General features: G+C 50.3%; 21 protein-coding genes. 5 read left to right on the top strand and 16 right to left on the bottom strand.

From position 1 onward, the window contains the following. Window positions 1-166: 166 nt before the first annotated feature. From B0I18_RS05355 to B0I18_RS05335, 5 genes are all read right to left on the bottom strand, one after another. A complete protein-coding gene (locus B0I18_RS05355) occupies window positions 167-2,425 on the bottom strand; it encodes a zinc-dependent metalloprotease (RefSeq protein ID WP_106521602.1) in 2,259 nt (752 codons plus the stop codon). Window positions 2,426-2,640: 215 nt separating this feature from the next. Then, window positions 2,641-3,030, bottom strand: coding sequence for an RNA-binding S4 domain-containing protein (locus tag B0I18_RS05350; RefSeq protein ID WP_106521601.1), 390 nt, complete (start codon window positions 3,028-3,030; stop codon window positions 2,641-2,643). 78 nt (window positions 3,031-3,108) lie between these two features. Further along, window positions 3,109-3,783, bottom strand: coding sequence for a uracil-DNA glycosylase (gene ung / locus B0I18_RS05345; RefSeq protein ID WP_106521600.1), 675 nt, complete (start codon window positions 3,781-3,783; stop codon window positions 3,109-3,111). Window positions 3,784-3,792: 9 nt separating this feature from the next. Continuing rightward, window positions 3,793-5,529 (bottom strand): single-stranded-DNA-specific exonuclease RecJ, encoded by a 1,737-nt coding sequence (gene recJ, locus B0I18_RS05340; protein WP_106521599.1) that lies wholly within the window; start codon window positions 5,527-5,529, stop codon window positions 3,793-3,795. Between the two features lie 77 nt (window positions 5,530-5,606). Then, complete coding sequence (locus B0I18_RS05335; protein WP_106521598.1) at window positions 5,607-6,524, bottom strand: hypothetical protein; 918 nt, start codon at window positions 6,522-6,524, stop codon at window positions 5,607-5,609. Between the two features lie 82 nt (window positions 6,525-6,606). Between B0I18_RS05335 and mutY the strand changes: the two genes are divergently transcribed. The 3 genes from mutY (at window position 6,607) to gldE (ending at window position 9,572) form a co-directional block, all read left to right on the top strand. Continuing rightward, complete coding sequence (mutY, locus tag B0I18_RS05330) at window positions 6,607-7,662, top strand: A/G-specific adenine glycosylase (protein ID WP_106521597.1); 1,056 nt, start codon at window positions 6,607-6,609, stop codon at window positions 7,660-7,662. Between the two features lie 53 nt (window positions 7,663-7,715). Then, entirely contained in the window at window positions 7,716-8,171 is a 456-nt protein-coding gene (locus B0I18_RS05325) for a single-stranded DNA-binding protein (protein WP_106521596.1), read from the top strand. Window positions 8,172-8,255: 84 nt separating this feature from the next. Further along, the gene (gldE, locus tag B0I18_RS05320) at window positions 8,256-9,572 is read left to right on the top strand and encodes a gliding motility-associated protein GldE (RefSeq protein WP_106521595.1); all 1,317 of its coding nucleotides are present in this window, start codon (window positions 8,256-8,258) and stop codon (window positions 9,570-9,572) included. Window positions 9,573-9,609: 37 nt separating this feature from the next. Here the strand turns inward: gldE and B0I18_RS05315 are convergent, their stop codons facing one another. Both B0I18_RS05315 and B0I18_RS05310 read right to left on the bottom strand, forming a co-directional pair. Beyond that, window positions 9,610-9,816, bottom strand: coding sequence for a hypothetical protein (locus B0I18_RS05315; RefSeq protein ID WP_106521594.1), 207 nt, complete (start codon window positions 9,814-9,816; stop codon window positions 9,610-9,612). Window positions 9,817-10,048: 232 nt separating this feature from the next. After that, complete coding sequence (locus B0I18_RS05310) at window positions 10,049-10,489, bottom strand: KTSC domain-containing protein (protein ID WP_106521593.1); 441 nt, start codon at window positions 10,487-10,489, stop codon at window positions 10,049-10,051. 271 nt (window positions 10,490-10,760) lie between these two features. Here B0I18_RS05310 and B0I18_RS05300 point away from each other — a divergent pair, with 271 nt between their 5' ends. Continuing rightward, window positions 10,761-11,255 (top strand): SRPBCC family protein, encoded by a 495-nt coding sequence (locus tag B0I18_RS05300; protein WP_106521591.1) that lies wholly within the window; start codon window positions 10,761-10,763, stop codon window positions 11,253-11,255. Window positions 11,256-11,330: 75 nt separating this feature from the next. Then, entirely contained in the window at window positions 11,331-11,792 is a 462-nt protein-coding gene (locus tag B0I18_RS05295; RefSeq protein ID WP_106521590.1) for a DinB family protein, read from the top strand. A 38-nt stretch (window positions 11,793-11,830) separates the two neighbouring features. Here the strand turns inward: B0I18_RS05295 and B0I18_RS05290 are convergent, their stop codons facing one another. From B0I18_RS05290 to B0I18_RS05250, 9 genes are all read right to left on the bottom strand, one after another. Next, window positions 11,831-14,197 carry an efflux RND transporter permease subunit gene (locus B0I18_RS05290; RefSeq protein WP_106521589.1) on the bottom strand — a complete coding sequence of 789 codons (2,367 nt, stop codon included), beginning with the start codon at window positions 14,195-14,197 and terminating at the stop codon, window positions 11,831-11,833. A 226-nt stretch (window positions 14,198-14,423) separates the two neighbouring features. After that, on the bottom strand, window positions 14,424-14,648 hold the full coding sequence (locus B0I18_RS05285) for a DUF3820 family protein (protein ID WP_106521588.1): 225 nt from the start codon (window positions 14,646-14,648) through the stop codon (window positions 14,424-14,426). Window positions 14,649-14,719: 71 nt separating this feature from the next. Beyond that, a complete protein-coding gene (locus B0I18_RS05280; RefSeq protein ID WP_106521587.1) occupies window positions 14,720-15,247 on the bottom strand; it encodes a hypothetical protein in 528 nt (175 codons plus the stop codon). Between the two features lie 149 nt (window positions 15,248-15,396). Further along, on the bottom strand, window positions 15,397-18,549 hold the full coding sequence (locus B0I18_RS05275) for an efflux RND transporter permease subunit (protein ID WP_106521586.1): 3,153 nt from the start codon (window positions 18,547-18,549) through the stop codon (window positions 15,397-15,399). A gap of 54 nt (window positions 18,550-18,603) precedes the next feature. Further along, on the bottom strand, window positions 18,604-19,668 hold the full coding sequence (locus tag B0I18_RS05270; RefSeq protein WP_106521585.1) for an efflux RND transporter periplasmic adaptor subunit: 1,065 nt from the start codon (window positions 19,666-19,668) through the stop codon (window positions 18,604-18,606). 52 nt (window positions 19,669-19,720) lie between these two features. Further along, entirely contained in the window at window positions 19,721-21,073 is a 1,353-nt protein-coding gene (locus tag B0I18_RS05265) for a TolC family protein (RefSeq protein WP_106521584.1), read from the bottom strand. A gap of 51 nt (window positions 21,074-21,124) precedes the next feature. Beyond that, complete coding sequence (locus tag B0I18_RS05260; protein ID WP_181358344.1) at window positions 21,125-21,613, bottom strand: MarR family winged helix-turn-helix transcriptional regulator; 489 nt, start codon at window positions 21,611-21,613, stop codon at window positions 21,125-21,127. A 335-nt stretch (window positions 21,614-21,948) separates the two neighbouring features. Then, window positions 21,949-22,401 (bottom strand): GbsR/MarR family transcriptional regulator, encoded by a 453-nt coding sequence (locus B0I18_RS05255; protein ID WP_106521582.1) that lies wholly within the window; start codon window positions 22,399-22,401, stop codon window positions 21,949-21,951. Window positions 22,402-22,485: 84 nt separating this feature from the next. Then, window positions 22,486-23,208 (bottom strand): siderophore-interacting protein, encoded by a 723-nt coding sequence (locus B0I18_RS05250; RefSeq protein WP_106521581.1) that lies wholly within the window; start codon window positions 23,206-23,208, stop codon window positions 22,486-22,488. Window positions 23,209-23,308 lie beyond the last annotated feature (100 nt).

Below are 23,308 nucleotides of genomic sequence, written 5' to 3'. Positions count from 1 at the left end.
GCCTGATTTTCATTCTGCTTATACTTGCCGACCAATAAGGAATTAGAACCGACGAAACGGTAATATGTACGATTGAAGTCAACATGGCGATACGCCGCTATAGTTGCAGGCATAAAAAAGGCGCTGCCCTGGAGAGAGCAGCGCCGGTAAACATGTTGATTAACCGCTATTGCAAAGCAACTTTATGGGTCGATTTAGCCCCAGTATTGGTATTCACTACCTGCAGGAGATAATTGCCCCTTGCGAAGCCTGCTACAGGAATGTCTGTTTCTTTTTGAAGATCGCCGCTCCACATACGTTGTCCCACTACATTGTACAGGATCACTTTAAGGGTAGCGCCGGAGCTCTCTTTAACACTGATGTGTACACGGTTGGTAGCCGGGTTAGGATAAATGCTCAGGGCCGAATACAGGTCCAGGTCTTTAACCCCGGTAGGATCGCCGTTTAAGGTAAGTTGTCCTTTATTGATATCGAAAAACACGTTACCCGAACCTTTTACCTTAATCCTGCCCTGCTGGGTATACACATTGGGTACCGTTACATTGTATGCGCCGTTGTTCGGGGCATTGGCCACGAGCAGGTAAGGAAAGGTCTTACCATCGTCGCGCGACAGGTAGATGTTTACCCATTTACATTTAACGGAGTCTTTATCGGTATTGGCCACACTCCATTCCACACGTTTCTGCGTAAACGGCTGCCAGGTTTCTGCAGTAGCCTGCGAGGTAACCCTGAAGTCGGAAGCGCTCTGGTCGGCTTTCAGCACCATATCCTTATCGCTGAAATTAAAGGTGCCCCAACCCTGGTATTTGCTCCGGGCTACCAATTTGAAATGTACCTCGCGGGCAACCGTAGGCAGGCGCTGGCCGGCGCTGGCAGCACCCGTACCGTAACCGCCGCTCGTTATGCGTCCATACTCTGGATAGGAGCGGGAACGGGAAGTATCGGGCAGGTAACACTTGAACAGCGGGCCGGCAGGGGCGGCGCTGTTATTGGCTTCTGTACCGCCGAAGTTACCCAGGTCGTACTGCTCCCAGCTATAGGTAATGGCCGCTGCAGGCTGTGTAGAGGTTGCTTTAGGCCCGGTAAGCTCGAATGGCGTATTACGCGGGATAAAATAGGTATCCACCAGTTGGGGAAGCATTACTGCTGCCGTACCCGGCGTGGTGGTACCGCAGGTTCCGCCTGCGCCACCCAGGTAGGTGGTAATTTCGTCCAGGCTGTTGATGTGGAAAAAGTTTTGACCGTTGCCTACATTGTTCGGATCGCAGAGGCCGGCATACGACATAATCGTGATGCCAGCACCGGCTTCGTAGGCTGTGCCTGTATTACCGTTGTTGTTACAGCCGCCGCTATTGGCGCTGAAGGTATGGTTGGCGCCCATCTGGTGCCCCAGTTCATGCAACATGGTGCTGAAGTCGTCGGGCCCGCCGGAGGTACTGGTACCTCTGGCTTTACCAGTCCCGCAGGCGGCACGTACCTGCGCCAGTCCGCCACCGGCCGTACAGAGTATATGGCCGATGTCGTAGTTCTGATCGCCGATCACCGAGGTAATCTTGGTCTGTACCTCGTTAATGAGACAGGCCAGGTTGGTATTACAGTTATAGGAATCGGTAACAGGGTTAACGTAAATGATGTCCGAATTGCGTGCGATAAGCTTCATCGAAACCGAAAGTTCTGTTTCGTATACGCCGTTTACCCGGTTTACCGTAGATACGATCTTATTGAGGGTCTGCGCTTTGCTGGCGCCCGGCCCGACAGCAGCGAGGGCATACTCACCCGTACAACTTACGGCAAGACGGTAGGTCCTGCGCAGGGTGCCATGGGTTCGGGCCAGGTCGCTTTTAGGACCGCCGGTTACGGTTTGCGTAGCGTTATCCGAAGGTTGCAGTTCGGGAAACATGCCTACCTCGCAGGCATGGGCAACCGTTTGGGACAGGAAATCGCTGCGGTAAAAAGAAATATAATAACCGTCGGCTGCATCGCTGTACGGATCGATCATAAAAGAACTGTTGCCGTCGAGTACCAGGGCCCTGAAGCCGTAGAGGGTATAGTCGAGTTTGGCCGTTACGTTCTGGTCGTCTTCGGCTACCGCGGTAAAAGTCTGGATCTCGGGATGTTGCACAGCCAGTCCCTCTTCCATCATCGGTGTTTTCCACACATGGAACGCCCGGTACTTGTTATCGGGCGTAGGCAGCAGTATCGACTCCCCCTTGTCGTAGTCGGTACCGAGGTTGCTCAGGAAGGCCAGCATTTTCTGCTGGTCGAGCGTAAATATTTTGTAGTCTTTGGGTTTGGTGGTCATGGGCAGACTGGACGGGGCGGTTCGTCCGGCAAACTGCTTCCAATGGTTATCGGTGGCATAACCATGGGCCACGGCAAACATAAGCAGACCCGCCGTCAGCTTAGTGCGTATATTTCTTATCATATCGGGTTTAGTTCAACTTTTTTGTGTATTGCGCCAGTATACTAGCAAGATAGTGTTTTCTCATAAAAAAGTTGGGCCGGGCCTTCAAATATTTTTAACATACCCGGTACTGAAAATCACTTCTTCAGGTGGCAGAAAACAACCAGGTTACATAAACAGGCCGGTCCGCCTGTAAAGAAAACAGGGCCGTGCTGCTGCACGACCCTGCCTTTTTCTTAATTATCCAGGAACTCATCAAGATCCCGTCGTTGTTGTTTCGTAGGACGGCCCACTTTACTGAGCCGCTTGCCGGTGTAGAAGCTGGAAGCCTGGCTGCCGGTAATGGTCTTATCCTCTTCGGGGGTATGATCGATATAAAACTTAACGGCCTCGGGATAGGCCTTGCGGGTCTGCAACAGGCCGGTTACTTCTATGTTCCAGCGGCGTTCGGGTGTACGGATATCGTATTGCTCGCCCACATTTACCTGTTTCGAAGCCTTTACCGGGTTACCGTTCCACCGTACCCTGCCCGCCTCGCAGGCATCTGCTGCCAGCGACCGGGTCTTAAATACCCGGATAGACCAGAGGTATTTATCGATTCTTAATTTTTCTGCATTCTTTTCCATATTCACGATACTGTATTAAACAAACCGCGGGTAGCTGCCGGGCGTACCCCGGCCCCGCAATAGATTTCAAAAATAAACTCAGTCCAGGTTCCAGTCGATGGGCGTTTTGCCCTGCTGTACCAGCAATTCATTGGTACGGCTATAAGGTTTGCTGCCGAAGAAACCGCTGTGCGCCGAAAAGGGCGAGGGATGCGCAGCCTTCAATACAAAATGTTTGCTTTTATCGATCAGCGCTTCTTTCTGCTGGGCAAACCGGCCCCATAAAATAAAAACGACGCCTTCCTTCTTATCAGACACCGTACGGATAACCGCGTCGGTAAATTGTTCCCACCCTATCTTGCTGTGCGACATAGGCGTGGCTGCCACTACGGTAAGCGATGCGTTGAGCATCAGCAAACCCTGCCTGGCCCAGTGTTCCAGGCAACCATGCGCCGGTGCATCGATACCCAGGTCGTCCTTCAGCTCTTTGTACATATTCATCAGCGAGGGCGGCGGCTTAATGCCCGGAGGCACCGAAAAACTGAGTCCATGAGCCTGCCCCTTACCATGATAAGGGTCCTGCCCGATCAATACCGCTTTTACCTTGTCGAAGGGGGTCAGGTTAAAGGCGTTGAATATAAGCGGGCCTGCAGGATAGATCTCTTTACCGGCGGCCTTTTCGGCTTTAAGATACTGTACGATACCGGCAAAATAAGGTTTGTCGAATTCCGGCGCCAGCACTTGCTGCCAGCTGGGCTCTATCTGAACATTCATGAATCGTGGTTATTTATCGTTTATCGCCTGCGCTTCCGCAGCACGGATATCAATTACTTTTAACTGCAGGGTTTTCGATCCGTTCCATTCATTTTCATCGATGGTGTAAATAATGTCGAAGGGCTGACCGCCGGCTACCAGGCCGAATTTATCGACCATGCCAAAACCAATGCCGGTTATGCTGAACCCTTCCTGCTGGGCAACCACAAAGCGGATATGCATCTCCTTAACTACCCGGCTGTATCCTTTCCAGTCGCTCACGGCCCGGCTCATAAACACCGGCCTGAGATTGGTAGGTCCATAGGGTTCGAACTGCCGGATAATATTGAAAAAACCGGGTGTAATATCGCTCAGCCGGATCTCTGCATCGATATCGATAACCGGTTGCAGGGAGCCCGGCTCTATCGTATCGCGTACCACCTGTTCGAAACGTTCGCGGAAGGCAGCAAGGTTATCGGGGTGCATGGTCATACCTGCGGCAAAGTAATGCCCGCCATAGTTTTCGAGCAGGTCGCCGCATTGGTGTATCGCTTCGTAAATATTAAACCCGTTTACCGAACGGGCCGAGCCGGTTACTTTCCCGTTAGACTCCGTAAGCACAATGGTAGGCCGGTAGTAATGGTCGATAAGGCGGGAGGCCACAATGCCCACCACGCCTTTATGCCAATGGGGCTGAAACAGCACGGTAGACTTGTTATTGGCGCCTGCTACGTCCTGTTGCATCAGGTTTATGGCCTCTTCGGTCATACTCTTGTCTACCTCCTTACGGTCGAAGTTATCGGCATGCAATACTTCGGCCAGCTCTTTGGAACGCAGCGGGTCTTCTTCTATAAACAGGTCGATGGCCTTACGGGCATCGTCCATACGGCCGGCGGCATTAATGCGCGGGGCAATAATGAATACCAGGTCGGAGATATTGAGATCGCGGTCTATACTGACCATTTGTTTGATCGTTTGTAATGCCAGGCAGGGCTGCTCGTTGGCCCGTTTAATGCCATAGTAGGCCAGTACCCTGTTTTCGCCGTCCATCGGTACGATATCGGCGGCTATACTGGTCGCTACCAGGTCCAGGTATTTGACCACGTTTTCTTCGGGCAATTGGTGCACCTGAGCCAGGGCGCTGATCAGTTTGTACCCGATACCGCAGCCGCTCAGCTCTTTAAAGGGGTAAGGGCAGTCGTGTTGTTTGGGGTTGAGAATAGCCACGGCATCGGGCAGGTGATCGTCGGGGGTATGGTGATCGCATACGATCACGTCGATACCCTTGCCGGCCGCATAGGCTATGCGTTCTACCGATTTAATGCCACAGTCGAGGGTAATCACCAGGGTCACGCCCTGGGTCTCCGCAGTATCTATACCTTCCTGCGAAAGGCCATACCCTTCGCGATAACGATGCGGCACATAAAAACTGAAAAGACCGGCAGGAAAATTTTTGATAAAAAAGGAATATACCACAGATACGGCAGTAGTGCCATCCACATCGTAGTCGCCGTAGATCATCACCTTCTCTCCCCTGCTGATGGCCTGCCCGATGCGGTCTACCGCCACCTGCATGCCTTTCATCAGGAAAGGGTCGTGAAGATGCTGCATAACAGGCCGGAAAAAATCTTTCGAGCTGTCGTAGTCCGTCATGCCGCGCAGGGCCAGCAACCGGCACAGGGCAGGATGTATCTTTATACTTTGTGCGATATTGTCGACGATGGCCTGGTCCGCATGCTTTATCTTCCATACTTTTTCTACTGCCATATACTTCTGCTATACTATTTAATCCGGTGAACGATGTCTTTTCTCCTCTGCGGTTCGGTCGGTTTTATCGGCACCTGCTACTTACCACCCGACATTACCCCGTCTATGGGGGCCTGGCCATCCTGCAGCTTCAGTACCGGTATAGCATCTCTTACATAGATATACTGGCCGTTTTCCAGGCGCAAACCATCGGTCTGGCCGGTAGGGATATAGGTATTTTTCCGGTTAGGATCGTTGATCTCCGACATCAGCCGGTTAAACATCACCATGCCTTTGGCAGCATCGTAGTTCAGCGATACCTGTGCTGCTTTCTTGTATTCGAGTATCACCCGGTTCTGCGCCATAAGCCGCTGCCCGCGGGCATCAGGCAGGAGGAACACCGGCGCTCCGAACACGGGGCCGCTCTCTGTAAGCGACATGATATCGAGTATCTTTTTATTGCTGCTCATCCCGTTGGAATTGAAGCCGAACAACAGGTACATTTTTTCGCCCTGTATCGTTTGCGTCATAATCTTGTAGTATTCGCAACCATACCACTGGTCGGCATTCAGGGTAGCCGTTTCGGCGCCCCGTTCCAGTTTATCCGAAAAGTCGCGCAGCGGGAACAGCTTCAGGGCGCTGCCCTGCATCTGTATGGCGCCGTAGTAACGCCGTACCATATCGGAAGGCGCTACCATCCAGTTGATGATGCGGAAGCTCTTATCTTCCGGGTACAGGATATGTACTTTCTGTTCCAGTTTGGTAAAAGGATAATAAAATGAATTGGGGATATCGAGCGCCTGGCGTAGTGTTTTGGTAAACCGGACACAGTAATCGATCCTGAAATCGGGGATGGGCGTATTGTACATCGAATCGGCCAAAACCACCAGCGAATCTTCCAGTTGGGTCAACCGGCCTAAAGCCTCTTTATCGATCTCCTTTTGTGCAAAGGAGGGGATTGAAAAACCGGCGCAGATCAGGAAAAGCATCCAGCCGGGCAGTCTGAATTTAAACATTAGTTATTTTGTTTATACCAAAGAGTAGCGTGAACAGTAAAGTTAGGCAAATATATTATCTTTGTTTGGTTAACCGCTGTACATGCCCACAACCCTTACTGCAAGGACTTTTTTTACCCGGAACCTGCTGCAATGGCACTTTGAAGAGAACGACCGGCAACTCCCCTGGAAAAACGAAACGGACCCTTACAAAATCTGGCTTTCCGAGATCATCCTGCAACAAACCCGCGCCGAGCAGGGCCTGCCCTACTATCAACGCTTTATTGCACAGTATCCCGATGTGCACCGCCTGGCCGATGCGCCGGAAGCCGAGGTATTCCGCCTGTGGCAAGGCCTGGGCTATTATAACCGCTGCCGCAACCTGATCGCTGCCGCCCAGACCATAAGCCGCGATTATAAAGGCAGGTTCCCCGCAGACTACGAAAAAATACTGGCGCTGAAAGGCGTAGGTAATTATACCGCCGCCGCCGTTGCCTCCTTTGCCTTTGGCCTGCCTTATGCCGTGCTCGATGGCAATGTATACCGGGTGCTGGCCCGGTATTTCGGTATCGACACCGAAACCGACAGCACGGCAGGCAAAAAACAATTCCAGGAGCTTGTCCAGCAGTTGCTCGACCCCGAACAACCTGCGGCTTTTAACCAGGCGATCATGGATTTTGGCGCTTCGGTATGCAAACCCAAAGCTGCGGCCTGCACCACCTGTGTACTGGCGCCCGAATGCCAGGCCTATAGGCGGGATATGGTAGACCTGCTGCCGGTAAAAGGCAAAAAGATTAAAGTAACGGAGCGCTACTTCCATTATTTTGTATTACAGGTTGGCGACGAGGTGTTTATACGCCAACGCCGGGAGAAGGATATCTGGCAGGACCTGTTTGAATTTTACCTGGTGGAGACCGGCCAGGCCACCCTGCAGCCGGGCGATATACCACCTGCAGGCATTACACAGCTGCCCGCCCCCGTATTCAGCAACCGCCAGCGGCTTACCCACCAGCTTATCATCAGCGATTTTTACCTGGTCGGCCTGGAAAAGAAACCGGAACTGCCCGGCGAGGGCATTTGGGTAAAGCAGGCCTTATTGAAAAATTATGCTTTTCCCAAAACAATTCTTTCTTTTTTTAATAGAAAAAACTATTTTTAGATTCCTTTTTACACTTAATAGGAAAATTCTATAACAGATTAAAAGACCAAATCATGAGAGGCGTTAACAAAGTTATGTTGGTTGGGAATCTGGGCAGGGACCCGGATGTGCAATATATCGAAGGAGACATACCTGTGGCCAAGTTCCCCCTGGCAACTACTGAAATGCGAAAAGAACGTAACGGGAATGTGGTATCGGAAACAGAATGGCATACCGTGGTACTGTGGCGCGGCCTGGCGGAACTGGCGAGCAAATACCTGCATAAAGGCAGCCTGGTCTACATTGAGGGCCGTTTGCGTACCCGTAGTTGGGAGGACAAAGACAAGAACAGGAGGTTCCAGACCGAGATCGTGGGAGAAAGCCTGGTGATGCTGGAAAAACGGAAAGATAACGAGCACCTTACCGAAGCGACGATCAGCACCTCATCCATAAAAAATACAGCCGACGACGACGACCTGGACTTTGGCATGCCGAAAGATGACGGTTCGAATTCTATTTTACCCTTTTAATATTTTATAAATTTCCTCTATCGGAATAGAATACTACTTGCTTATATTTGCTATTAATTTCTGACAGCAATTGTTCCCAGTTCTATGCGCCAACACCTCACGGCAATCTTATGGGATGCCGCTCCGGTCATACTGCCTGCCACCCATGTAACGGCATTTATCATCCTGGTACTCGCCTTACTCTTCCTGACAGCCGTTGCTGCCGGGGCAGAGGTCGCATTTTTTACCCTGAACACCAAAGATGTCAATTACCTGAAGACCAAGGAGCAGCCCGGTTCGCGCCAGGTCGTGCAATTGCTCGAGAAACCCGACCTGCTGCTGTCGACGCTGAGGGCATCGAAATATACGCTGGCCATAGCCGTAATCATTACGGCCAATTACATGACCCATATTTTCCTGCCGCCTAAAGAGAACCCCATTATTTCGTTCGTGGTCATCTTTATCGGTATCACTTTCCTACTGCTGCTCTTCGGCGAAATATTGCCTAAAGTGTATGCCCGCGAAAACAATGTACGCCTCAGCCTCTTTTCGGCCCCGATCGTAAAAGTACTGTTCAGCATATTCCGGCCCGCGGCCATTATGCTTACCGACTCTACCGACTATATCGACCGTAAAAAGGCGCGTAAAAAGCTGATGGAGATGGACAGCACCGAGTTTGAAGAAGCCGTTGAACTGAGCATGGGCCATACGGCTACCAAAGAGGAAGTCGACATCTTCAAGGGCATTATGAAATTCGGCAGTATCACCGTAAAACAGATCATGCACCCGCGTATGGACGTAAACGCCATCCGGGAAAGCTGGGGTTTTCCGAAAGTACGCGATAAAATGCTCGCCGCCGGTTACTCCCGCATGCCGGTATACAAAACCAATATCGACGAGATCGTAGGTATGGTGCATACCAAGGACTTCCTGCCTTACAGCGAGATCGACGAGTTTGACTGGCATTCGCTGATACGGCCGGCCTACTTTGTACACCAGCACAAACTGATCGAGGACCTGCTGCACGAGTTCCAGCAGAAACGCATCCACTTTGCCGTGGTCGTAGACGAGTTTGGCGGCACTTCGGGTATCGTAACCCTGGAGGACATTATGGAAGAGATTATCGGCGATATCCGCGATGAGTTTGATGAAGACGACCTGAACTTCCGCAAGATCGACGACAACAACTATATTTTCGAAGGCAAAATGCTGATCAATGATATGTGCAGGGCCATGGGCCTGCCTTTCGAAACCTTCGACGAGGTGCGTGGCGAAAGCGATTCGCTGGCGGGTCTTGTGCTCGAGATCTCCGGCAAATTCCCTACGGTAAACGAAAGGATCAGCTACGGCGATTTCGACTTCACCATACTCTCTATCGAAAAACTGCGCATCGGCAGCATTAAGGTAGAGCGGGCTGTTTAACCCCCACCCTTCCCGTTTATTTAATCCGCACCTGTTCTTAATTCAAGACACAGGTTTCTCCCGCAATCGTTACCGATTCACAGGCGGTTTTAGCTTCGGCCCTGCTCGAGCCTTCGATGGTCGTGATGTTTACCTTGCCCTGGGCATCGGTGCAGGTACATTGGAATTCATTTTTGCAGGAGGTAAACAAAGCGGGCCCCAGCAGGAGTACGGCCAGACCGGCATATCGTTGTAACTTTTTCATGGACGACATTTTTCGCTCCAAAAATATATATTTATTTCGTTACGCAGCATTCCCGGGCAAACCATAGCGGAAAGAAACGATCAGGAGGGAAGTTGCACCCGCAACGCCGCGGGAAGATAGTAAATGTCCCCTGTCAGATTGCCGCAGCTTCCTTTAATTTAAAATGCGCCCAATACCACCCATAAAAAAAGGCCGCCCCTAAGAGGCAGCCTTTCCACAAATATCGTTACAACTAGGCTTCCACCGCTTTTGTTGCCTTACGGTATACAAAAGAATGGCAGATATGCCTGCGGGCAAAACGGCCCGGCACGTCGGAGTTGACCAGTTTGGTATAAATGGCTTTGGGCACTTCGAAATATTCGTAGCTGCTGCCGTCCATAAAATTGAGCACCAGCGTAATGCCTTTGTAGGAAAAGTCTACGAGCGTGGTCGCAATGGTTTCGTTGTACTCCGGCAGCATCTGTTCGCGGGTTTCGGGAGCTATGCTCACAAGGAAATGGTACGCTTCGATAATCTGGCGGCTTTTTTCTTCAGCGCCTGATTTGCCATCTTCGTCCTGGAACTTATCGGGGTGCCACTCTTTGATCAGGTTGCGGTAAATCGTTTTCAGATCTTTAAGCTCCGCGTCTTTGTTAACACCGAACAACTTGCGGTAATCGCCTATTTTTTTCATAATATATTGGGCAGCAGGCTGGTTAAAAAATAAAGAACAAGTGCAGCCCGCCGCCTCCGGCCACCTGTTGTTCCTCCAAGCGCCGCAAAATTAGCGTTTTAAGCCGGCCCGGGCAAATAAAACCGCCCTTTATACTATTTTTTAATATTGGCTGCCGGACCATGCCTTTTAGCCACCCTGCCCTAAATACCGCAACCGGTGCGTATATTTGAAGTAATACGGTACTGCTTTTACCGGGCAATACCATCGCCCATAACCTAAAAACCACTTTATGAAAGACTTTAACTGGTCGCAGTTTACCCGGCAAATTGCCATCAAAGCGCCGCTGGAAGCGCTGTACCAAGCCTGGACCACCGCTGCGGGCATCGAAACCTGGTTCCTGAGCAAAGCCGTGTTTAAGGAAGAACACCAGGCTACCCTCGACCCACGCACACCCTACCATAGCGGCTGTACCTACGACTGGACCTGGTTCCTCTATGCAGAAACCGAACAGGGTACCATCAAAGCGGCCAACGGTACCGACCAGGTCGCCTTTTCCTTCGCCGGCGACTGCCTGGTGGAGGTTAGCCTGGAGCAACAGGACGACTATGTACTGATAACCCTTACCCAAAGCGGGATACCCGATACCGACGAGGCCCGGCAGCATATACGCCTGGGCTGCGCCACCGGCTGGTCCTTTTACCTCGTCAACCTGAAATCGGTATATGAAGGCGGGCTGGACCTGCGCAATAAAGACAACCGGCTGAAACCGATGGTCAATAATTAGGAATAAGCCTATTGTGCAATGCCCCGAATAACGTAGCTTGCTATACCATTTTTGCTCTTTAATCATAAGCACAACATGAAGAAACAATTGGAAATACTGCGGAAACCCAGGCTCTTCCTGCTTAATGCCATCAGGGACCTCTCCCTCGACCAGCTCAACGAGATACCTGCCGGCTTCAACAATAATATTATCTGGAACATGGGCCATATGGTAGCGGCCCAACAAGGCGTATGTTATGTACGCATGGGCCTGCCTCCCTTTACCGGCGAAGAGTTTTTTAACCGCTACAAACCCGGCACCAGGCCCGAAGGCGCTGTAAGCGCTACAGCCGTAGAACAGATCCGGGAACTGCTCTTCTCCTCCCTGGAGCAACTGGAACGCGACTACGACCAGGGGCTGTTTAAAGATTATGTAAGCTGGACCACACGTTATGGCGTCGACATCAATAATATCGACGAGGCATTAAGGTTCCTGCCGTTCCACGAAGGCCTGCACCTGGGCTGCATCGGAGCGCTTACAAAAATGATCCTGCGTTAAGCATAAAAAAGGGAGCGATGTGCATCGCTCCCTTTTACTTATTTCACCGGGTTGTTATCCCCGTTACTATTATTATCCAGTTTTTTCTTTTTGGCCTTATCCATCCACAGCAGCAACGCGGGCTGCAGGGTCAGGTTAATCACCATGGCCAGCAACAGGGTAAGCGAGGTCAGGTAACCCAATGATTTCGTACCGTCGAATTCGGATACGGCAAATACCGCGAAACCGGCCGTCAGGATCAGGGAAGTAAAGATGATACTCATACCCGTATCGTGTATACTGCGGCGCACCGTCATTTCAATGTCTTCGTTATGCGTGGCCAGTTCCTGTTTGAAGTTGACGAGGAACCGTATCGTTACATCGACCGTAATACCGAGCGCCACGCTGAACACCAGTACTGTAGAGGGTTTCAGCGGCACATTAAGCCAGCCCATCACACCGGCGGTAATAACCAGCGGTACGATATTGGTTACTATAGCGATCAGTACGATACGCCAGTTGCGGAACAGTACGATCATACATACCAGGATCATACCAAAGGCCCAGAAGAGACTATCCCGCAGACTGTTGATGATAAACTTACTACCCTCGAGGAAGGTAATACTGGTGCCGGTAAAGGTGAGGTTGTAGCGGGCCGTATCAAATATTTTTTCGGCCTGCGGCTTGATCTCGTCCAGGAGTTTGGGCATAGCCACCGAACCGATATCCATGATCCGCACACTGATCCTTACATTCTGGATACTGGTATCCACGAAGGAGTTGAGCAGTTTGCTCATCGAGTTGGGATTCGCATTGTCGCGCTTACGCAGCATACTGATGAGGGAAGGCCGCAAAGCGCCGAATTCTACGGCATCGGGCAGGCGGTATTCTTCAATATTACCACCGGCATAACCCTGGCGGGCAAATTTAATGCCCTTGATCAGCGTAAGACCACCTCCTATTTCGGGGCGGCTTTCGAGCAGGTTGGTCAGCGAGTCGAGCTTCTCCCAGGTTTCGAGCGAAGAGATGGCGCCGTATTTCTTTTTCGTATCTACGATAATCTCCAGCGGCATTACGCCTTTAAAGTTCTTTTCGAAAAACTTAAGGTCGGTATAGATCTTATCCGAATGCGGCAGATCGTCGACGATATGGCCTACGGCTTTAAGGCGCGCCATACCGATTACAGCGCCAACGCATACCAGGATGGTAACGAGGTATAATTTTTTACGGTTGTGGAATACGAGTGTCGTCAGCGAATCCAGCAGGCTATTGATCCATTTGCTGTCGAGGTAGCTGGTGTGGCGCGTATTGGGCGGTGGTAAGAAGCTGAATACCGCAGGAATGATGACCAGGGAGATGAAGAACAGGGCCATGATATTAAGCCCGGCCACCAGGCCGAATTCTTTCAGGATAATACTTTTGGTAAAGTAAAACACCCCGAAGCCTATGGCTGCGGTAAGATTTGTAAACAGGGTTACTACGCCCATCTTGCTCACCATGGCATTAAGCGCCGGTACCTTGGTATTGAGTATACCGTATTCGGTATGGTATTTATTGAGGAAATACACACAGTTGGGAATACCGATCACCACGATCAGCGGCGGGATCATACCGGTAAGGATCGTGATCTTATAACCCAGCAGGGTAAGGGTACCAAACGACCAGATTACCCCGATCGCTACCACGATCATGGAAGTGAGTACAGCCAGTATGGAACGGAAGAAGATAAGCAGGATAACGGCCGTAAGGGCGAAGGAGAGCATCAGGAAGAGGCGTACCTCGTGTTGCACCTTATTGGCCATCTGGGTGCGGATATGCGGCAGCCCGGAATAATGGATCTCGGTGTTGAACTGTTTGCCGAATTTATCGCCCAGCGCGATAATCTCGTTAATCACCCGGGTACGGTCTTTCGAGGCCAGGGTTTGCTTATTGATGGTAATGGCCATGACATAAGCGTGGGTCTTATCATTATACAGCAGGCCCCTGTAAAAAGGCAGGTTCATAAATACCTGTTTCAGGCTGTCGATATCGGCCCCGGCCAGGTTATCGGGAAATATTTTGCGGACGCCCAGCTTGCTGGCGCTGTCCTGTACGACCATTACCGTCGCGGGGATACCCAGTACGTTTTCCACCGACTTTACTTTGGCAATATCCTGCGTCAGGGTTACGTAACTTGTAAACATTTCAGGTGTAAAGAACTTTTCGGATTGTACCCCTACCATCATGGTGTTGCCATCTTCCCCGAACATATTCCTGAATTTCTGGTAGTCCTGGTATTTAGGGTTATCGGTAGGAATAGCACTGGTAAAATCGTAGCTCAACTCCACCTTCGAAGCGTAATACCCCATGATTCCGGTAATGACAAGGATAATCAGCAACAGGATAATTCGGAAACGGAGTACAAAATCAGCGAGACGTTGCCACATACTGGATTATAATTTTTTTGAAGAATTATTTATGCATTTATTTAACAAACTGATAAATAAACGATTAATCGCCCTTACGGCAACAGATGTTGCTTAAAAAAGTTCAAAGGGTGCGCAAAAGTACGCAATGAAACGCTTTTGTACGTGCAGAATATGCCTGGCAGGGATACCGGGTACCCTGAAGTCACCCCAATCGGGGCTGATCCGCATCTAATTTATCATTTTATTAAGAAAAGGAGCCGGGCGTACGCAGCGGTTTGAGCAGGTACTCCAACCCGTTGAGCCGGATCTCGTACATGGTCTGCAACAGCATACCCAGTTTTCCCTTGGGAAAACCCTTGGTGGCAAACCATACCAGGTAGTTTTCGGGCAGATCGGCAATGATCGTGTCCTTGTATTTGCCAAACGGCATTTTAAAACTAACCAGTTCCGGGAGGAGTTCGGGATTCATGAGCGCAAGTTAGGAAAAAAGGCGGCACCTGCGGGATCAGGGCGATCCTGCCGGTGCTGCCGGCCAGGTAATTATTTATTCAGGAAACAACTGCTCACGTCTTTTATCTTTTCCATTTGCCGTCCTTTTAGCGTCGGGTTCTTTATTTTTAAACCCGGTACATCAATTTTCACATCGGTAACAACCGATTTGGATAATGCGCCCAGTGTTTCTTCTGACAGAGCAAATTTCAAATAGTAAACAGAAAAAACATTTACGGCGCCGCCGCCGCTTACTGCCTGCGTTACCGGGGTACTGGCTTCTATAGTGCCCAGTGTTAGAATAGTACCATCTTCGAGGCGTAAAAGCAGTTTGGTACCTATGTCCAGCTTCTGGTTAAATTCGCCTTGTGCGGCAATACCCCAACGCATGGTTGCCGCTCCTTCTTTCTGCTCCATCTCAATAGTCCACTTGGTAAACATACCGCCGATTGTAAACTGGGCAGTTTTCTCGGCTTTGTTGCTAAAAGGATCGACGCGTTCTTTTACGCCTTTACAATCCCCTGCCCTTGCCTGTGTTACGGCCAGCAACAGGGACATTACGATCAGTATTTTTTTCATGATGTGTTGATTTGGGGGCAAAAGTAATAAAGCAGGTACAGAAACGCTACTACCGGCAATAAATCATAACCATTAGGGTTTCCAAAACAAAAGGGCTGCACCGGTGTGGCGCAGCCCTGCACTTTTTAAAAACTATAAAACAATTTTTATCAGATAGAAACCACTTTGGCTTCCAGTTGTCTTTCCTGTACTTTCTTCACCAGGCGTTTTCTCCTTCTGCCGCGGAAACGGTTCAGGATCTTATCCACGATATAGTATACACAAGGCACCACCAGCAGGGTCAGGATCAGCGAGCTGGTCAGACCGCCGATAATTACCCAGGCCATACCATTCTTCACCTCAGCGCCGGAACCCGTAGCCAGGGCGATGGGCAGCATACCCACGATCATGGCGATGGTCGTCATCAGGATCGGGCGGAAACGTTCCTTACCCGCATCGATCAGCGCCTCGATCAATCCTGCACCTTCGGCCTTACGCTGGTTGGTAAAATCGACCAGCAGGATACCGTTTTTCGCCACAAGACCCATCAGCATGATCACACCGATCATCGAGAAGATCGTCATCTCGTTCATGGTAAGCGCCAGGGCCATGAAGGCGCCGATGGTTGCCAGCGGCAGCGCGGTCAGTACCACCAGCGGGTAAATGGCATTTTCATACAAGGCCACCATGATCAGGTATACCAGCAGGATACCGATACCCAGTGCAGCCAGCATGCTCGAGAATGAGTCCTGCATCGATTCGATATCGCCGCCATACTGCCAGGTTACCCCTTCCGGTATTTTCAGCTTTTTGATCGATTCGGTGATCTCGCCCGATACCGTACCGGCCGAACGGCCGTTCAGGTTGGCGTTGATCGTGATGGAAGGCAGGCGGTTCATACGTTCGAGCACACTCTCACCCAGTGTTTCGGTAACATTGGCAAACTGTGATAACTGGAATACCTGTCCCTGTGCGTTGGCAAAAGAAAGGTTCCGCACATCGTCGATACTCGACTTGTCGAAGTCATCGCTCTGTACCATGATGTCGTACTCGTTACCCTCGAATTTATATTTCGACTGGTCGTTACCCCGGAATGCGCTACCCAGGGCTGCACCCACCTCGCTTGCATTGAGCCCGTAGATCGACATCTTCTCGCGGTCGAGCTGTACATCGATCTGGGGTTTCGGGTTCTTGGTGCTGAACTCTACATATTGCGTACCCGGCGTATTTTCCACGATCTTCTTTATCTGGTTGGCCGCCAGGCGTATCTTTTCACGGTCGTTGCCTTTTACCAGGATCTGGATCGGCGCCTGGTTGGCATTACCCGTAATGTCTACCTGCGATATCGTAGCCTTTACACCCGGTATCTGGGAGATGCGGGCCTGCATACGGCTCCCGAATTCGTTGGCCGAAAACTTACGTTCCTTTTTATCTACCAGCTTCACGTTAACCTCGGCGTAGTTACTGTTACTTACAGAACCCAGACCGCCATTGGCCGATGTACCGATATTGGAGAATACCGTGGTTACGTTGGAATCGGCCATCAGCATGCGTTCCACCTGTTGCGTTACCTGGTTGGTCTGGTATACCGAGGAGTTCGGATCGAGCTCCAGCTTGATCACCATCTCGCCCTGGTCGCCTTCGGAGATAAAGGCCCCGCCGATAAAGCCGCCGGCCATCAGGCCTATGGTGCCCACAAACATGAGGATGATGGCAATAAATACCCAGCGCTTATGTCCCAGCGACCATTTCAGGATACTGGTATAACTATCGCGCATGTTATCGATCATCCGCTCGAACCACAGGCTGATACGGCCCCATAACGTCTTGTTGGTAAGGTGCACGATCTTACCCCAACGGGCTGCAAGCAACGGTGTAAGCGTAAAGCAGACCATAAGGCTCATCAGCGTAGAGAACACCACCACGAGGGCAAACTCTCTCAGGATATTACCGATCATACCGTTTACCAAGGCCATTGGCAGGAACACCACCACATCCACAAGGGTGATCGCCATGGCGGTAAAGCCGATCTCCGCACGACCGTCGATCGTGGCCTGCCGCTTGTTCTTGCCCATCTCCATATGCCGCATAATGTTCTCCAGGATTACGATAGAGTCATCCACCAGGATACCTACTACCAGCGAGAGGGCCATCAGCGTCATCAGGTTCAACGACATACCGAAGAGGTACATCATAATAAAGGTGGGGATCATAGAAGCCGGCAGCGCCACCAGGATAAACAGCGAGCTGCGTACACTATGCAGGAACATGAGCATTACCAGCGATACGATCACTACGGCAAGCATCAGATCTTCCATTACCGCATGGGCCGATTGCAGGGTGTACACCGACTGGTCGGAAGCGATCTTAAAATCGATATTGATATTCTTATAATCCTGCTTCAGTTTATCGAGGCGTTTCTGCACCAGCTTACTTACCTCTACCGCGTTGGCATCGGTCTGTTTCAGGATCTGTATACCGATAGAAGGCAGGCCGTTGATATGGTTGATAGTCGTTACATCCTTTTGCCCGTCTACTACTTCGGCTACATCCTTCAGGTATATCTTACCACCGTCCTGCTGCCGGGCTACGATCATATTGCGCAGTTGTTCACCGTTGGTGAACTTGGCATCGAACTTGATCGCAAACTCCGATTCGGCTGTTTCCACTTTACCCGCAGGGGTGGAGAGGCTCGCCATGTTCACGACATTGGCTACCTGCGATACAGACAGGCCGTAGGATTCCAGTTTGTTCTTGTTGAGGTTAACCCGCAACTGGCGCTCGTTACCGCCGATCAGGTTTACCTGTCCCACACCCGGTATATTGGATAACTGGGGTTTGATCTGCTGATCGATCAGGTCATACAATGTTTTATCATCCGCATTGGCCGTAACACCCATACGCAATACAGGAATATCGTCGGAAGAGAATTTATTTACGATCGGGTCGTCGAGCTCCTTGGGTAAGGTTGCCCGGATCATATCCACTTTACGCTGGGCATCGTTCTGCGCCTTGTTTACATCCACCCCGTTAAGCAGCTGGATGATCACCATGGAAGCGCCTTCCATGGAGGAAGAGTTGATCTTGTCGATACCTTCCAGCGAAGAGATCGCATCTTCGATCTTTTTGGTAACCGTGCTTTCGATCTCCTCTGCAGAAGCACCGCGGTAGGTGGTGATCACCGAAACGATCGGGGCATCGAATTTAGGAAGCAGGTTATAGTTAAGGCTGTTGTAACTGATCAGTCCGAATAGGATGAGAATTACAAACACAACCGTAATTAACAGGGGCCGGGTTATGGCCAGTTCTGTAAGTTTCTTCATGTAAAATTAGATTTGAAATCCTGCGTGTGCAGCATTTATCCTGTAATAGGTTTCTTACTTGGCCACGATGCCTTTAACCAGTGAGCCTTCCTTGATATTTACCTGTCCGGCAGTGATCACCTGGTCTTTTTCCTGTAAGCCGGACAACACTTCGATCTGGTCGCCAAACTCGCGGCCCACGGAGATCTTACGCACTACGGCCTTACCATTTTCGATCACGTATACAAAAGGATTCTTCAGGCTTTCTACCAGTGACGACCTCGGGATCAGCATCAGTTTCTGCTGGCTCTCTCTTGCAAAGTCCGCATACACAAAGGTTCCGGCTTTAAGCTTATGCTGCCCGTTATTCTGCAGCAGGATCTCTACCTGGTAGTTGTGGGTAGCATCGCCCTGTCCGCTGATAAAGGTGATCTTACCTTCGAACTTCACATCGGGATAGATATCGGTGGTAACCGTTACCTTCTGACCGGTTTGCAGGGTATACGCGTCTTTCTCACCTACCAGTACATTTACTTTCAGCTGGCTGATGTCGACCACGTGGCCCAGTACGGTACCCGGGTTTACAAACTCGCCGGCTTCTTTCACTTTGGATACCACCTGGCCGCTTACCGGCGATTTGATATTATTGTCGGCCATTTGCTTCTGGAGCAATTCGATCTGGTTGCCTGCATTTTCAGAGTTCAGCTTAGCGTCCTGGTAATTTACTTCGGTAGCCGCTTCGCCTTCCAGCAGGGTCTTGTAGCGTTTGTAGTCTTTATCGGATTTATCTTTTGCAAGCCTTGCCTGCTCCAGGTTCAGTTGCAGCATACGGTTATCTACCTGGGCTACAACGCCGCCCTGGCTTACCATAGAGCCGAGGTTAAAGTTTACCGATACCAGTTTACCGGAGCTGATCGCCATAATGTCGGCTTCCTTAAAAGGCACCAGGTTACCTGTTTTTACCAGTTGGTTATTCGCATCCAGCAGCCCTACGATTACGGTATTTACCGGTATAGACACATTAGAGGTCAATGTCGGTTTTTTCTTATCATCAATGTTCTTCTTGTTCGCGGCCAGCTTTATGCCGATTGCCGCGATCAGTAATACGATTACACCAATGATTATGATTCTTTTTTTCATTATAAACAGGTATTTGAATGAGGATGTTCTTTAGTTTTTTGATGAGGGCAGTTTACAGTTTATAGAAGTAATTTCTCAGGTTGCCATTGGCCTTTTGTACATCGAGATCGGCCAGGTAATAATCCAGCAGCGAACCGATATAGTTGTTCTGGGCCTCGCGGTAAGAGAGCTCGGCGTTGAGCAGTTCGCTGATGGTAGCCACACCCTGTTTGTGTTGCAGGGTAGCATTCTCATACACTTCGCTGGCCAGCTCCATATTATTTTTATTGGTTGCAATAGTACTCTGGGCACGGGTTACAGCGGCTCCGGCGTTTTGGAACTGCAGGTTCTGCAGGTCTTCGTTCAGCTTCAGTTTTTCCTTGGCATTATCGAAGTCTATAGTTGCCTGTTTGTATTGCGCCTGCCTGCGCAGACCTGTAAATATGTTCCAGGATAGCTTTACGCCCATTGCCGAATAGTCCAGCAAAGGATCGAAGGCCTGCTTGATATTGTCCTGCCCGAAACCGTTGGCGCCATAGCGGCCATATATCGAAAGCGTAGGCAATGCCTGGTCGCGTACCGATTTACGGTTAATGTCGTACAAGTTTACCTGCGCCTGTTGCAACTGGAAGCTAACCGTGTTCTTGTAGTCGAAAGGCGTGTACAGCTTGCTTGGCGGGTTGGTATTCAGCCAGCGCGCCGTATCTGTAAGCACGATGTCCTCCTGTTGCGAAAGCCCCATGTTATTCTTCAGCGTGTTCTTAGCCAGCTTCAGGTTGTTCTCGGCTACGGAGATCTGCGACAGTACATTGTTCAGGTTAACCTGTACCTGTTTTACATCTACCTTTTTAGCCACACCCTGGTCGGCCTGCAGCTGGGTTACGCGCAGTACCTTTTCAAAGCGGTCCCTGTTGCTGTACAGCAGGTCCAGTTGCTTTTGCGTAACAATGATCTGGTAATAGGAAGAAGCGATGTTATAGATCAATGTCTGGTTATTGTCTTCTTCGTTCAGATCGGCCATCTGGTTGTTATACTTGTTGGCCTTCAGACCGGTGATCAGGCTTTGATCGTAGATCTTCTGGTCCAGTTGTATTACCGTACTGGAGTTGTATTTGGTACCGAAAGTGATCCGTTGTTCTTCGGTCTGGCCGGGAAGGCTACCCGCGGGAATCACGTTCTGCTGCAGCTTGATGTTATAATCAAGACCGGCATTGATGCTTACCTGTGGCAGGTAACCCGACAGGGCTTCCTGGGCTTTGGCATGTGCGGCGGCAACATTATTCCTGTTGATGCGTATGGAACGGTGGTTCTGTAAACCATAGCTGATACTTTCTTTCAGTGTGAGGCGCTGTGCTTCCTGCGCCTGGGCCTTAAGGCCCGCAACAGACAGCAGCAAAGCCGCCAGTATATTAATCCGGGGTTTCATATTGTAGTTTTAAAATTCTTGTATGCGGCGGGGCTGCCTGGCAGTGCTGTATCAGCCGTATGCAGCGCCTTCCAGCCGGTCGGCGGTTTCTTTGATAACGTTGATGGTGGTAAGCCTGTCGCTCGATTCGAAAGCCGAAAATATCTCCTCCTCCACTTTACGCATAATGTCCCTGATCTGGGTAGCGACAAAGGTGCCGGTCTCGGTAGTGCTGAGTATATTTTTGCGTTTATCTTTTTCGTCGGCTTCTACCTGCACCAGGCCTTTTTTCTGTAAAGCCACAACGGTGCGTTGTACAGAAGATTTATCGCGGCTGATGATGTCGGCTACTTCCTGTTGTGATAATTTCCTGAAGTCGAAGACCGTCATCAGTACCGGCAGTTGTTCGATCTTGATCGGCACTGCAGCCTTTTGAATAAGGCCGTTGGCAACCCTGAACATAATGCTGTGGATGCGATGCATCTGGAACAAAAGCGAATCCTTCATCTCTGAAAAGAACTTGTCCCATTGCATCATATCGGCGTCACAACTATTCTTCATCTCTGTATAATTTTGAAATTTCGATTGGTAATAAGCAGATGCGAGCATGAGGTATTGATATGGTTAAGGGATAAGACAACTAAAATCAATTTTACCCCCATGCGCCTGCTACCAACTCTTTAATTTTTTCCGGGCGCCGGTATAGTGACCTGTCAACTATATCGCACGCACCTGGTTTTAATTTTCTTTTGCGAAATTAATATGCAGTATCCCGGCAGGAAAACGATTTTATCCGAACGGTGGCTCTTCTTCGACGAACCAACAATTTTCATCGGTGAATGAAGTTCTCTAAGTTCAGAACCAAACAGTAAACGTTATGACTACCGTTTTAGTATTTACTTTTTCTGTTTATTCTTTCTCGCCTTTTCGTAGATCTTCGGGTACTCTATTTCCAATAACCGTATAAACTCTATAATAACGCCCAACTCCTCGGTAACCTTATCTTTTTGCTTGCGGATCTTGCGGATATCTTCCAATATCTCGCGGGTTTCGCGGTAGCCTTTTACGGCCCACTCGGTAGAAAACACCTCTTTGAAATTGGAACTGAAATACCGCTTACGCCCGCCCGACTTGGTCATTTCCGTTACGATCTTCATCGCAGACAATAACTTCAGGGCATTGGACACCGCACTTTTACTCACGCCGAAATAGCTTACGATATCTTCGAACGTAGCTTCACCCTCGGGGTGTAAAATAAGGTAGATCATGATCCGGGAGGCTACAGGCGAAAAGCCCTGCTTCTCGTAATGATTACCGTGTTCTTCAATTTTTGCTCTGAACTGCTCCATAACGGGCGCAAAGGTAAGCAGCTTTTAGTTCTCAACAAAAAGAACTAATATTTTTTTACATGTTTTAGCTTTTGCACTCCCCGTTCAAAGGCCCTGTTTACCTTCTGCCCAGTAGGGTTCACAACGGATACGGCCCGATGCAACACCGCGCTGCAACAGGTACCGGCGCATGGCTTGTATCGACCGCGCCCTGCCCGTCAGGTAAAACATGCCCTGCAGCCAGGCCTCGAAATGGATGGCAGCCTCTACATGCGCAATAGCCTCGCCCCCGGGTTTTTCGTACGACTTGCCTACGGCCGCCGCCTGTAGCCCCATCGCGTCCAGCAGGCAGTAATGTTTTTTTTCCAGCTCTACCACGGCCCGGTACTGGTGTCCGCGGCTAAGGGCCTCCTGCTGCAGGCATTGTACCAGCCCCAGCGAGGTTTCATCGCCAAAGAAAAAATGGTGCTGCAACTCGCGGTTGTAGCGGATACGGCCGCCCGGGCCCATCATTTTTACGGTATCGCCCACCTGCAGCTGTGCCGCCCATTTGCTGCCCACACCACGGTCGTGCAGGTAAAACAACACCTCGCACTGCCCCCTGCCCGGGTCAAAGGCCGAAAGGGTATAATGCCGGAACTCCCGGTCACTAACCCGGAATTCGACCACATTGCCCGGTACGAATTTCAACTGCCCCAGGTCGCCTTGCAGTACTACCCGCTTAAGCCGCGGCGGTATGTATTCCACGGCGACAACCGTTGCCGGGTGTACCATTTTACGGAAAACAACTTCCATCGTATCGCCGAGCCATTTGGGAATTTTAGGCATAACAAAAGTGCAGGGTTGAGGAATAAGACCTAATTTCGTGGCGCAAATATGGTTAATCCCGCAACCATTTATTTACGCAAAACGGATTTTCAATTACGCA

It is taken from the genome of Taibaiella chishuiensis, assembly GCF_003014535.1.
Lineage (GTDB): Bacteria > Bacteroidota > Bacteroidia > Chitinophagales > Chitinophagaceae > Taibaiella > Taibaiella chishuiensis.
Note: the sequence above shows the minus strand (reverse complement) of the source record. Positions and strands in the feature narration are given on the sequence as shown.